At 72.6% G+C, this 11534-nt stretch carries 11 protein-coding genes and 1 pseudogene; 3 read left to right on the top strand and 9 right to left on the bottom strand.

Annotated features, from left to right (window positions below; genetic code table 11):
* Positions 1–93, bottom strand: a pseudogene (locus tag ABWI04_RS27020) (proline dehydrogenase family protein); the annotation flags it as partial.
* 18 nt (positions 94–111) lie between these two features.
* On the opposite strand from ABWI04_RS27020, the gene ABWI04_RS27015 reads away from it, so the two are divergent.
* Complete coding sequence (locus ABWI04_RS27015) at positions 112–1935, top strand: transglutaminase TgpA family protein (protein ID WP_353834194.1); 1824 nt, start codon at positions 112–114, stop codon at positions 1933–1935.
* Positions 1936–2143: 208 nt separating this feature from the next.
* On the opposite strand, the gene ABWI04_RS27010 is transcribed toward ABWI04_RS27015, so the two are convergent.
* The 6 genes from ABWI04_RS27010 to ABWI04_RS26985 all read right to left on the bottom strand — a co-directional run bounded on the left by ABWI04_RS27010 (position 2144) and on the right by ABWI04_RS26985 (position 7132).
* Positions 2144–2536, bottom strand: a complete 393-nt coding sequence (locus tag ABWI04_RS27010) for an SCO2097 family morphological protein (RefSeq protein WP_185023574.1) — start codon at positions 2534–2536, stop codon at positions 2144–2146.
* A gap of 147 nt (positions 2537–2683) precedes the next feature.
* Positions 2684–3949 carry a DNA polymerase IV gene (locus ABWI04_RS27005; protein ID WP_345175512.1) on the bottom strand — a complete coding sequence of 422 codons (1266 nt, stop codon included), beginning with the start codon at positions 3947–3949 and terminating at the stop codon, positions 2684–2686.
* A 4-nt stretch (positions 3950–3953) separates the two neighbouring features.
* Entirely contained in the window at positions 3954–4739 is a 786-nt protein-coding gene (locus ABWI04_RS27000; protein ID WP_378189135.1) for a methyltransferase domain-containing protein, read from the bottom strand.
* Between the two features lie 292 nt (positions 4740–5031).
* The gene (nusB, locus tag ABWI04_RS26995; protein ID WP_345175514.1) at positions 5032–5448 is read right to left on the bottom strand and encodes a transcription antitermination factor NusB; all 417 of its coding nucleotides are present in this window, start codon (positions 5446–5448) and stop codon (positions 5032–5034) included.
* Position 5449: 1 nt separating this feature from the next.
* Complete coding sequence (gene efp, locus ABWI04_RS26990; protein ID WP_345175515.1) at positions 5450–6007, bottom strand: elongation factor P; 558 nt, start codon at positions 6005–6007, stop codon at positions 5450–5452.
* Positions 6008–6040: 33 nt separating this feature from the next.
* Positions 6041–7132, bottom strand: coding sequence for a M24 family metallopeptidase (locus ABWI04_RS26985; protein WP_345175516.1), 1092 nt, complete (start codon positions 7130–7132; stop codon positions 6041–6043).
* A gap of 157 nt (positions 7133–7289) precedes the next feature.
* On the opposite strand from ABWI04_RS26985, the gene ABWI04_RS26980 reads away from it, so the two are divergent.
* Positions 7290–8768, top strand: a complete 1479-nt coding sequence (locus ABWI04_RS26980; RefSeq protein WP_353834193.1) for a flavin monoamine oxidase family protein — start codon at positions 7290–7292, stop codon at positions 8766–8768.
* Between the two features lie 127 nt (positions 8769–8895).
* A complete protein-coding gene (locus ABWI04_RS26975) occupies positions 8896–9603 on the top strand; it encodes a hypothetical protein (RefSeq protein WP_353834190.1) in 708 nt (235 codons plus the stop codon).
* Here ABWI04_RS26975 and ABWI04_RS26970 read toward each other — a convergent pair.
* Both ABWI04_RS26970 and ABWI04_RS26965 read right to left on the bottom strand, forming a co-directional pair.
* On the bottom strand, positions 9578–10624 hold the full coding sequence (locus tag ABWI04_RS26970) for an LLM class F420-dependent oxidoreductase (protein ID WP_353834189.1): 1047 nt from the start codon (positions 10622–10624) through the stop codon (positions 9578–9580). The genes ABWI04_RS26975 and ABWI04_RS26970 overlap by 26 nt on opposite strands.
* 80 nt (positions 10625–10704) lie before the next feature.
* Entirely contained in the window at positions 10705–11370 is a 666-nt protein-coding gene (locus tag ABWI04_RS26965; RefSeq protein WP_353834188.1) for an enoyl-CoA hydratase-related protein, read from the bottom strand.
* Between the last annotated feature and the right edge of the window lie 164 nt (positions 11371–11534).

Genomic DNA, 11534 nt, shown 5'->3' with positions numbered 1-11534 from the left:
CTGGACGGCGACCCCGGCCCACGGGAAGTCGACCCGCAGCTTCCCGAGGATCTCCAGCGTGGAGTCCACGGTCGTGTGGTCCTCCATGTCGAGGGCACGGTCGCCGTGGCCGTGCTGCTGCCTGCGGCGATCCCCGGGCTGCACCCGCGCGGCGTGTTCGGCGTGGGCGGCGGCTCCGGCCGGGGCACGCAGACCGTGACGACGCCCGACCCGCTGGTCAGCCTGAAGCGGGAGCTGACCCGGCTGGACGACTCGACCGTGCTGACCTACCGCAGCGACGCACCGGAAAGCCCCGGCTACCTCCGTCTCTACGCCCTCGACCGGTTCGACGGGGACCGGTGGACCTACAGCCCGCTGAAGAGCAGCTCCAAGGACCGGCTGAGCGGCGACCGCGCCCTCCCCGCCCCGCAGGGGCTGACGGTCGCGCCCTCGCGCGAGGTGACGACCGAGGTCCGGGTGCGGCCGGAGGTCAGGAACATGACGTTCCTGCCGGTGCCGTACGCCCCGGCCAAGGTGTCGATCAAGGGCGACTGGCGGGTGCACGGCCCGTCGCTGATGATCTACTCGCTGCGCGACTCGGCGGGCGGACGCTCCTACACCGTCAGGAGCCTGATCCCGCAGCCGACCGTCGGGCAGCTCGCCGCCTCGGGGCCCTACCCGCCCGAGATCGTCGCGCACTACACGGCGGTGCCCAAGAACGTCCCGCCGGAGGTCAGGAAGCTCGCCTCGGACGTCACCGCCGGTTCGGCGACCGCGCTCGGCCAGGCCGTCCGGCTGCAGCGCTGGTTCACCCTGTCCGGCGGGTTCACCTACGACCTGTCGGCGCCCGCGCCGCAGCACGGCAGCGACCTCGTCGACTTCCTCCTGCACAGCAAGCGCGGGTACTGCGAGCAGTTCGCCGCCGCGATGGCGCTGATGGCGCGGATCCTCGGGATCCCCTCGCGGGTCGCGATGGGCTACACGCCGGGCAGCGAGGTCAAGCCCGGCGAGTGGGTGGTGCGGTCGCGCGACGCGCACGCCTGGCCCGAGCTGTACTTCGAGGGCTCGGGGTGGGTGCGCTTCGAGCCCACGCCGAGCGGCGCCGCCGGGCAGGGCACGGCCCTCGCCCCCGAGTACAGCCTGCCCGCGGTCAGCACCGGCGGCGGACCGGACGACCAGGTCACGCAGGCGCCGGACGCCTCGTCCCCCGACGCGGGCGCGACGGCCTCGCCCAGCGGCCCCGCGCACCGCAACGACGAGGGCGCGGGCGCGGCGACCGACGTCCAGGAGGGCGACGACGGCGGGTTCTCCGCGGCGCGGTGGCTCGCCGTCGCCCTGCTGGTGCTGCTGCTGATGGCCGTGCCGATGACGCTGCGCATCTACACCCGGTGGCGCCGTTGGGCGGCCCTGACCGCCTCGCCCAGCGGGACGCCGACGCCCAAGCGGCGCAGGGCCTCCCCCGGTCCGGCCGAGGAGGCGGAGCGGCGCCGCAGGCGCACGCCCGGTCCGGCCGCCCCGGTGAGATCACCGAACGGGACGCCCGATCCAAGTGGGGCGGCGCACGCCGCCTGGCAGGAGATGCGCGCGGACGCGCTCGACCACGGCCTGGAATGGCGGGCCAGCGACTCCCCGCGCGCCGCCGCCCGCCGGCTCGGGGAACTGCTGGAGATGGACGCGCCGAGCCTCCAAGCCCTCACCCGGATCGCCCGCGCCGAGGAACTGGCGCGCTACTCGCGGACCCGCGCCTCCGAGCCCGCCGAGCGGCTGCGCGCCGACGTGCGGACCGTCCGGGAGGCGTTCGCCGCGTCCGTCGGGCGCCGGGCCCGGTGGCGCGCCCGCCTGCTGCCGCCGTCGACGATGGAGCAGACCCGCACCGCGCTCCGCACCGCCGGAGACCGCGCCCTCGACGCCACCGCCCGACTGAACGACCTACCGTCCCGCCTCCGCCGCCGCTAGCCGCGACCCCGCACACACGTTCGTCCCGGCCCGCGAAAAAGTCCGCACAAGGCCGGGACGAGTCGCCTCGCCGGTACCGAGGGACCGCTCAGTCACAACCTGGGGGGACAACCCCCCAGACGCCGCTCAGCAACAACCTGGGGGGACAACCCCCCAGACCCCCCGGAAGAAGACTGAGCGCCGTCTTCCGCTTCGCTCCAGACGCCGCTCAGTCACCCTCGGTGCGGCGGCGCCAGCGTTCCTCCATGCGTTCCATGAAGCCCGCCTTCGCGGGGCGCGCCTGCCGGCCGCCTCCGCGCGCGGGCTCGTTGCCGATGCCCGTCATCCGCTTCCAGCTCGTCAGCGCCCAGACGCAGCACACGACCATCAGCAGGAAGCCCGTGACGCTGACGGCGATCGTGACCGTCCCGGCATTGATCACTAGGCCGGCCATCAGCGCGCAGACGCCCACCGCGAAGCCGAGGGCCGCCTTGACGATCCGGCGCTTGTAATGGACCTGGGGGTTGGTCGAGCGAACCGCGTGAGCGAACTTGGGATCCTCGGCGTACAAGGCCGATTCGATCTGTTCGAGCATGCGCTGCTCGTGCTCAGACAGCGGCACGGCACCTCCCAGCGACAGCTCCGCGACGGAGTATCCGATGCGGGACGCGAACGTCAACGGTGATATGCCCAGAATACGAGGACTCTCGAGCGTACGAAAGCGAACGGCCCGCCGAGGGCCCGGCGCCGGTCACCTCACAGCCTTCTTTCATTGTCTTCCGTCCCTGCCGTCCCCTGCGTCACCCTCCGCCGCACGCCGAACCAGCGCGGCGGGACGCACCGCGCCGCGCCCGAACCGGTGCGCGACCTGATCCATGGCTCGCTCGGCCTCACGCCAGCCGCTGTCCGGCTCGTCGAGGGCGAGCTGACGGGGGGCCTCGCCGGCGGGGCCCAGATTCTCCACCCGCACCCCGACCAAACGGAGTCGTACCCGTTCCAGGCCCGACGCCTCGTACAGCTCGCGGGCTGTGACATAGATCACACGAGCCAGGTCGGTGGGCTCGGCCAGCGTGCGCGCGCGCGTGATCGTCTTGAAGTCGGCCATCCGCAGTTTGACGCTGACCGTCCGGCCGGCGTTCCCGCTCTCGCGCAGCCGCGCGCCGACCCGCTCCGCGAGCCGCAGCAGCTCCCGCCGGATGATCTCGGGATCGTCGACGTCGGTGTCGAAGGTCTCCTCGGCGCCGATGCTCTTGTCGGGCGTGTGCGGGACGACCTCGCGCGGGTCGCGTCCCCACGCCAGCTCGTGCAGGTGCGCGCCGAGCGCGTTGCCGAGCTCGCGCTGCAGCGTGGCGAGGGGCACCTGGGCGAGCTGCCCGACGGTGCGCAGCCCGAGCCGGGTGAGCGCCTGCTCCGTCCGCTCGCCGACGCCCCAGAGGGACGCGACGGGCAGCGGGTGAAGGAAGTCGACCACGCCGTCGGCCGGCACCACGAGCAGCCCGTCGGGCTTGCACCGGGTCGAGGCCAGCTTCGCGACGAACTTGGTGGTCGCGACGCCGACCGAGCAGGTGATGCCCTGCTGGTCGCGCACCTGGTCGCGGATGAGCTGCGCGATCTCGGCGGGACGGCCCAGCCGCCGCCGGGCGCCCGCCACGTCCAGGAAGGCCTCGTCGAGCGACAGGCCCTCGACCAGCGGCGTGACGGAGCGGAAGATCTCGAAGACCGCGGCGGAGACGCGGCCGTACTTGCCGTGGCTCACCGGCAGCACCACGGCCTGCGGGCACAGCCGCCGCGCCCGCGTCATCGGCATCGCCGAGTGCACGCCGAACCGGCGGGCCTCGTAGGAGGCCGCGGACACCACGCCGCGCGGCCCGGCGCCGCCCACGACGACGGGACGCCCGCGCAGCTCGGGCCGCTCCAGCAGCTCGACGCTGACGAAGAAGGCGTCCATGTCGACGTGCAGGATGGCGCAGCCGGTGTCGTCGGCGGGCGGGCCCGGCTGCGGCCCCGGCCGGTGCAGCTGCTGCTTGCGGCTCACGGTGCTAGCCGGCCGGTTTGTCGGCCACCAGGTGCAGCTGGGTGGCGAGGTCCCGCAGGACGGGGTGGACGGCCGCGACGGACTCCAGCGCGATCAGCGCGTCCGCGGAGTCGGCGTCGCCGTCCAGCAGGCCGCTCGGCACGAGGTCGGCGAAGATCCGGACGCCGTGCAGCTCGGCGACCCGCAACCCGGCGCCGCTCACCAGCTCCGACAGCGACTCGCGGGTGAACCGGCGGGGCATCCGGTCGCCCTCGCCCCACCGCCCGGACGGGTCCGTCAGCACCCGCCGCGCGTCGTCGAAGTGCCCGGACACGGCGCGGTGCAGCGCGGCCGCGACCTGCCCGGCCGCCAGCACGCTGACCGAGCCGCCCGGGCGGACGGCGCCGGTCAGCGCCGCCATCGCCGCGCCGGGATCGTCGACGTACTCGAGGACGCTGTGGCACAGGACGAGGTCGGCGGCGTCCGGGCCGAGAAGGTCGGGCAGGTCGACCGCGTCGCCCTGCACGGCGCGCACCCGCACGCCGGACTCGGAGGCCCGGCGCTCCAGCGCGGCCAGGGCGTCCGGGTTGGCGTCGACCACGGTGACCCGGTGCCCCAGCTCGGCGAGCGGAACGGCGAACCCGCCGGTCCCCCCGCCGACGTCCACGACATCGCTCAGGCCGGCCTCGGGAGTGATGCGGTCGAGGACCGCGCGGAGCGCGTCCCACAGGACGGCGCTGCGCACCCGGCTGCCGCCCCGCACCCGCTTCTGTTGCCGGCCGGTCACACCCGCTCCCCTAACGTTGGTCATCAAGGAGAGCTTATTGCAGTGCACTCCTCTTCCACGCCTGGCCGCCCACCGAAGTCACGCGCGCCCGCAGGCAGGCCCCGAGCGATGCCGATGCGGGCACGGCCGATCGCACCCACCCCAGCCCGCTCCGCAACCCCGCAACGACCTCAATGGCCGCGATCGCGTCCGAAGGCAGGTTCGAGCTTGCGAGAACCTGATCGCGCAGCGAGCCGCAAGGCGAGACGAAGCGATGCCAGCGATCGCCAGCTTTTTCGACGATGGAGGGCCGCCAGGCCCGAAGGAGGAGAAAAGGCTAAAGACTCAGAGAAGGCTTCAGTTGTTGGAGGCGGGAGAGGAGGCCGTTGACGAAGCGGGGGGACTCGTCGGTGGACAGCTCGGTGGCCAGGCCCACCGCCTCGCTCACCGCGACGCCGTCGGGGACGTCGTCGACCCACAGGAGTTCGAACGCGCCCATCCGCAGGATGTTGCGGTCGACGACGGGCATGCGTTCGAGCGTCCAGCCGGTGGCGTAGGTGGCGAGCAGCTCGTCGATGCGCTCCTGGTTCTCCTGGACGCCCTCGATCAGCCGGACGGCGTGCGGGTACTCGGCGAGCTCGTCCTGGTTCGGACGGCCGCGGGCGGCGAGGACCGCCGTCGGCTCCTCCTCGCGGAGCTCGGCGGCGAACAGGATGTCGAGGGCGAGTTTCCTGGCCTTGGTGCGCGCTGCCATCTCAGGCGCGGCCGAGGTACTCGCCGGAGCGGGTGTCGACCTTGACCTTCTCGCCGGTGGTGATGAACAGCGGCACCTGGATCTGCGCCCCGGTCTCCAGCGTGGCGGGCTTGCTGCCGCCGGTGGAGCGGTCGCCCTGCAGGCCGGGCTCGGTCTCGGTGATCTCCAGCACGACGGCGGCGGGCAGCTCGACGTACAGCGGGTTCTCGTTGTTGAAGGCGATCACGGCGTTCTGCTCGGGGAGCAGGTAGTTCGCCGCGTCGCCGACGACGGCCGCGGGGATGTGCGGCTGGTCGTAGGTCTCGGTGTCCATGAAGACGAAGTCCTCGCCCTCGCGGTAGAGGTACTGCATCTCGCGCTTGTCGACGCTGGCCACCTCGACCTTGGTGCCGGCGTTGAAGGTCTTGTCGACGACCTTGCCCGACAGCACGTTCTTGAGCTTGGTGCGGACGAACGCGCCGCCCTTGCCGGGCTTGACGTGCTGGAACTCCTGGACGGTCCACAACTGGCCGTCGAGGTTCAGCGTCATGCCGTTCTTCAGGTCGTTCGTCGTCGCCACTGCGTTGTTCTCCCGGTCGCGGGCCCGCGCGTCCTACAGGACGAGCAGGTCCTTGGTCGTTGTGGTGAGGAGCTCCGGCCCGCCCGCGCGGACCACCAGCGTGTCCTCGATGCGGACCCCGCCCCGGCCCGTGAGGTAGACCCCCGGCTCCGCGGTGATCGGAACCCGATCCATCAGCTTACCGGTCTTGTCGTACCCCATGAGCGGCGCTTCGTGGATCTCCAGGCCGACGCCGTGCCCGAGGCCGTGGGTGAACGCCTCGCCGTGCCCGGCCTCCGCGATGACGTCGCGGGCGGCGGCGTCCACGTCCTTGGTGTCGGCGCCGGGCAGCGCGGCGGCCAGCGCGGCGGCCTGGGCGCGGTGGACGAGGTCGTAGACGTCCCGCTGCCAGGCGGCGGGCTCGCCGATCGCGACGGTGCGGGTCATGTCGGCGTGGTAGCCGCCGTAGAGGGCGCCGAAGTCCATGGTGACGAGGTCGCCGCGCTGGAGCTCGCGGCCGCCCGGGTGGTGGTGCGGGACGGCGCCGTTGGGGCCGGACGCGATGATCGAGTCGAACGCGGGGCCTTCGGCGCCCTGGTCCACCATGGCCCGTTCGAGGGCGATCGCGACGGCGCGCTCGGTGACCCCGGCGCGGATCTCGGGCAGGACGGCCTCGAACGCGCGGTCGGTGACGGCGCACGCCTCGCGCAGCAGGCCGATCTCCTCCTCGTCCTTGACCATGCGCAGCTCTTCGACGAGATGGCCGAGCGGGACCAGTTCGGCGGCGGCGTGGCCCGGAAGCGCGACGCCGAGGAGGGCCGTGTGGTGCTCGACGGTCAGGTCGTGGGCCTCGAAGCCGATGCGGCCGTGGCCGTCCTCGGCCGCCCGCCTCACCAGCGCCTCCGCCACCTGGCGGTCGACGACGACGGGCAGTTCCGGGCAGACCTGCGCGGCCATCCCGGCGTAGCGGCCGTCGGTCGCGAGCACGGCGGGGCCGTCGGCCGGGACGAGCAGCGCGGCCCGCGAGCTGTCCAGACCGGTCAGGTAGCGGACGTTGACCAGGCGGGTCACCAGCAGTGCGGCGGCGCCCCGGTCGGCGACGAGCGCGGCGAGCCGGCGGCGCCGCGCGTAGTGAGTCTCCCCCATGGCCAGGACTCTAGATCATCGCGAGACGGCCGTCTCAACGCGGTCACGAACATGAAGAACCCTCGACTTCTGGTCGAGAGCTGGCCTAGCGTGACCCGGCGTGTGCTCCGTCCCCCCGAATGTCCGGCCCCATGGACTTCCCCAGGAGTGATTCCCCTTGACCCGAGTCAGCCGTAGAAGACTGCTGGGCACAGGCGCGCTCACCGCCGCGGGAGCGGTCGTCACCGCGGCCGCGGCCCCCTCCGCCGCCGCCCGCACGGCGCCCCTCACCGCCGACGTGGTGATCGTCGGCGCCGGGCTCTCCGGCCTCACCGCCGCCCGCGACCTCGTCGCGGCGGGCCGGTCCGTGGTCGTGCTGGAGGCGCGGGAGCGCCCCGGCGGCCGCGTCTACGGGATGCCGCTCGGCGACGGCACCACCAACGAGGGCGGCGCCGAGTTCATCGGCCCGACGCAGGACCGCATCGCCGCGCTCGCCGGGGACCTGGGCGTCGACACCTACGCCACCTACAACGAGGGCAAGAACGTCTACTACCGGGACGGCAAGCGGTCGCTGTACGCGACCGACGGCCTGCTCGGCGCGGTCCCGCCGGACTGGGGCGTGGTCGACCTGGAGCTGGCGCTGCTCAAGCTCGGCGGGATGGTCAAGGAGGTGCCGGTCGGCGAGCCGTGGAAGGCGGCCAAGGCGGAGGAGTGGGACGCGCAGACCTTCCACACCTGGTCGCGGGCCAACTCCCTGAGCAGCGGCGCGCGGTTCCTGATGGACGCGTTCGCCTCCTCCACCCTGTCGATGCGCTCGCAGGAGGTCTCGCTGCTCTACCTGCTGAACTACGCGGCCTCGGCGGGCAACGAGAGCGCCCCGGGGACGATCGACCGGCTGATCAACACGAAGGGCGGGGCGCAGGAGTCGCGGTTCGTCGGCGGCTCGCAGGAGGTGCCGATCCGGCTGGCGGCGCGGCTCGGCGACATCGTCCACTACAACGCGCCGGTCCGGTCCATCGCCGCCGAGGCGGGCGGCGTGACGGTGACCGCCGACGGGATCACGGTGTCGGCGAAGCGGGTCGTGGTCGCGATGTCCCCGGCGATCGCCGGGAGGATCGACTTCTCGCCGGCGCTGCCCGCCGCCCGGGCGCAGCTCATGCAGCGGTACCCGATGGGCTCGGTGGCCAAGTTCGTCGCCGTCTACGACACGCCGTTCTGGCGGGCGGACGGGCTGACCGGGCAGGCCGTGGCCGACAGCGGCGCCATCGACGCGACGTTCGACAACAGCCCCCCGGACGGGTCGCGGGGCATCCTGATGGGCTTCATGAACCAGGCCAACATCAGGAGGCTGGACGGCGCGCCGGCCGCGGACGTGCGGGCCGCGGGACTCGACTCGTTCACCAGGCTGTTCGGCGACAAGGCCGCGAACCCGAAGCTGACCGCCTTCCAGCGCTGGGACAACGAGACGTGGAGCGGCGGCGGCCCCGTCGGCGTCGCCCCGCCCGGCGCGCTCACCGCGTTCGGTCCGGCGCTGCGGGAGCCGTGCGGCCCGGTCCACTGGGCGGGCACCGAGACGTCCGGCTACTGGACGGGTTACATGGACGGCGCCGTCCGCTCCGGCGAGCGCGTCGCGAAGGAGGTCGACGCGGCGCTCTGATCCGCCCTTCCCGGGGCGTTCCCCGCGCGGTTCCGCCGGCAGCGAGAAGTAAGGATCAGATAGCGATCCTGACGGCGGATCCGCGCGTCTCATCCAGGGACACGGATGAACGACGGGACGGGTTCCGATGGTGGGGTACGGGAAACGGCCGGGCTGGGCGGTGGCGGCGCTGCTGGCGGTCGGCGCGCCCCTGACCGGGCTGGCGCTGATCGTCGCCCAGGCCGCCCTGAACGCCTACGGGCCGTCGGCGCTGGCGGGCAACTGGGCGGGCACGGCGCTGTTCTTCGTGATGATGATGGCCGGATACGCCCTGCTGGTCTTCACGCAGCTGCGCTACGAGAACGTCCTGGTCTTCTTCGGCGCCTTCTTCCTGCTGGGCATCGGGGCGTCCGTGGTCGCGGGCGCGGTGTCGGACCAGGCTCTGCACGAGCGCGGCCGGACGACGGCGTGCACCGTCCAGAAGGTCGACCGGCGCGAGGTCACCAGCACCGACAGCAACGGGAACACGACCACGGACGTCTACTACGACCACGACCTCGCCTGCGCCGAGCCGCGGGTGCGGACGATGACGACCGGGTCGGAGGTCGCGGACCGAGGCGAGCGCGTCCAGGTCGTGTACGACCCGCGCGGCCGCCTCGATCCGCGCCCCGCCGGCTCGGTGGGCGATCCGGGCTCCTCCCTGAAATGGGGGGCCGGCCTGTTCGGCGGCGGTGTCCTGCTCCGCGTGCTGTTCGAGCTGGACGTCCCGCCGTTCGGGCCCGGGACGGGTTTCTGGCTCGGGCGTCTCCGCCGGCGGCGGAGGCGGCGCGTCAGAGTCCGGCGGCCATCTCCTTGACCTTCTCGATCAGGGCGAGGCGGCCCTTGTGGTCGCCGGCGATCGGGGCCACGTTGAGGGTCGTGACGCCGGACTCCTTCATCGCGGCGAGCCGCTCCCGGACGTGCCCCTCGGAGCCGATGAGGGACATCTTCTCCAGCAGCTCCTGCGGGACCTTCGCGGCGGCCTCGTCCTTCTTGCCGTCCAGGTACAGGTCCTGGATCTCCTCGGCCTCCCTCTCGAAGCCGTAGCGCCGGGCGAGGTCGTTGTAGAAGTTCTTGCCCTTGGCGCCCATGCCGCCGATGTAGAGGGCGGCCATCGGACGGCCGAACTCCAGGAGGCCCCGCACGTCGTCGCCGATGGCGAGCGGGGACTGCCCGACCACGTCGAGCTCGCCGAGCGCGGGGTCGCGCTTGGCCTTCCCGGCCGCGAGCGAGGGCCCCCACACCTCCGCGGCCTTCTCCGGCATGTAGAAGATCGGCTCCCAGCCGTTGGCGATCTCGGCGGTCAGCTCGACGTTCTTCGGGCCGATCGCGGCGACCATGATCGGGATGTCGGCGCGGACCGGGTGGTTGATGAGCTTGAGCGCCTTGCCGAGGCCGGTGCCCTGGCCCTCCGGCAGCGGCAGGTGGTAGTGCTTGCCGTCGTGCTGCACGCGCTCGCGGCGCCACACCTTGCGGCAGATCTCGATGATCTCCCGGGTGCGGCCGAGCGGCGCGGTGTAGGGGACCCCGTGGAAGCCCTCGATGACCTGCGGGCCGGACGCGCCGATGCCGAGCGTGAACCGCCCGTCGGAGACGTAGTCCAGCCCCGCGGCGGTCTGCGCGATCGCGGTCGGGGTGCGCGAGTAGATGTTGAGGATGCCGGAGGCGATCTCCACCCGCTCGGTCCTGGCGGCGATGTAGCCCATCTGGCTCACCGCGTCGAAGCTGTAGGCCTCCGCGACGTAGACGATGTCGAGGCCGGCCTTCTCGTAGTCGGCGAGCTCCTCGACGGTCTCCTTGAAACCGCCCGAGTAGCTGAGCGCCATACCGATGCGCATGGTGTCCCGCGCCCCTTCCTAAACCGAATCCGATTCCAGTCGAACGTAACCTACTCCCGGCCCGGGTCCGAGTGGAGGGGTCACGGCAGCGCGGGACCGTTCAGCGCGTCCAGCGCCTGCCGGTACATCGCGGTGCGGATCGTCGCCACCACCGGTCCGTTCTTGCTCGCCAGCGACGCCGCCCACTCCACGGCGGCGGGCAGCACCTCCTCCTCGGGCGCGGTGCGCTGCACGATCCCGGCCTCGCGCGCCTGCTCCGCGGCGTAGCGGCGGCCGGTGATCATCGCCTCGTGCGCGGTGGCCTTCGGCAGCCGCGCCGTGATCAGCGCGTTCATCCCGGGGGTGAAGCTCATGCCGAGGTCCACCTCGGGCAGGCAGAAGTAGCCGCGGTCGGTGCGCATGACGGCGAAGTCGTGGGCGAGGGCGAGCATGCCGCCCCCCGCGAAGGCGTGGCCGTTCAGCGCCGCGACCGTCGGCATCGGCAGGGTCAGCACGCGCGCGTACAGGGCGTGCACTCGTCGCAGGTAGTCCTCGAACCTGTCCTGGTTGGCGCCGAGCCATTCCAGGTCCAGGCCGTTGGAGTAGAACTTGCCGGTGCCGACGGTGACGAGCGCGCCCGGCCCGTCGTTCTTCGCCACCGAGTCGAGGGCCCCCTCGACCGCGTCGAGGAAGTCGGGGCCGAACCGGTTCTCGCCCGCGTCGAACCGCAGGACGTACACGTCTCCGTCGCGCTGGAGGTCGATCACGAACGTCTCCTTCTCCCCTGCCCGGCCCCGCTCCCGGAACCGGCCCGTATCGCGTGCCTGAGGTGACCCTACTCGCGAGTAGCGGCGATGGCGTCCGGCACGGCCAAAGTTGTCCATGACGGTCGTCATGGACAACGCGAGGACCGTATGATGAATGTCATAAT

Source organism: Actinomadura sp. NPDC000929 (assembly GCF_040492065.1).
GTDB lineage: Bacteria > Actinomycetota > Actinomycetes > Streptosporangiales > Streptosporangiaceae > Spirillospora > Spirillospora verrucosospora.
This window is presented reverse-complemented; position numbering and strand designations above follow the sequence as displayed.

Excerpts from the sequence above, each read along its gene's own strand:
- ABWI04_RS27000 (WP_378189135.1), bottom strand. The coding sequence starts at position 4,739 with ATGACCAACGTTAGGGGAGCGGGTGTGACCGGCCGGCAACAGAAGCGG.
- nusB (WP_345175514.1), bottom strand. The coding sequence starts at position 5,448 with ATGGCAGCGCGCACCAAGGCCAGGAAACTCGCCCTCGACATCCTGTTC.
- ABWI04_RS26985 (WP_345175516.1), bottom strand. The coding sequence starts at position 7,132 with ATGGGGGAGACTCACTACGCGCGGCGCCGCCGGCTCGCCGCGCTCGTC.
- ABWI04_RS26975 (WP_353834190.1), top strand. The coding sequence starts at position 8,896 with ATGGTGGGGTACGGGAAACGGCCGGGCTGGGCGGTGGCGGCGCTGCTG.
- ABWI04_RS26970 (WP_353834189.1), bottom strand. The coding sequence starts at position 10,624 with ATGCGCATCGGTATGGCGCTCAGCTACTCGGGCGGTTTCAAGGAGACC.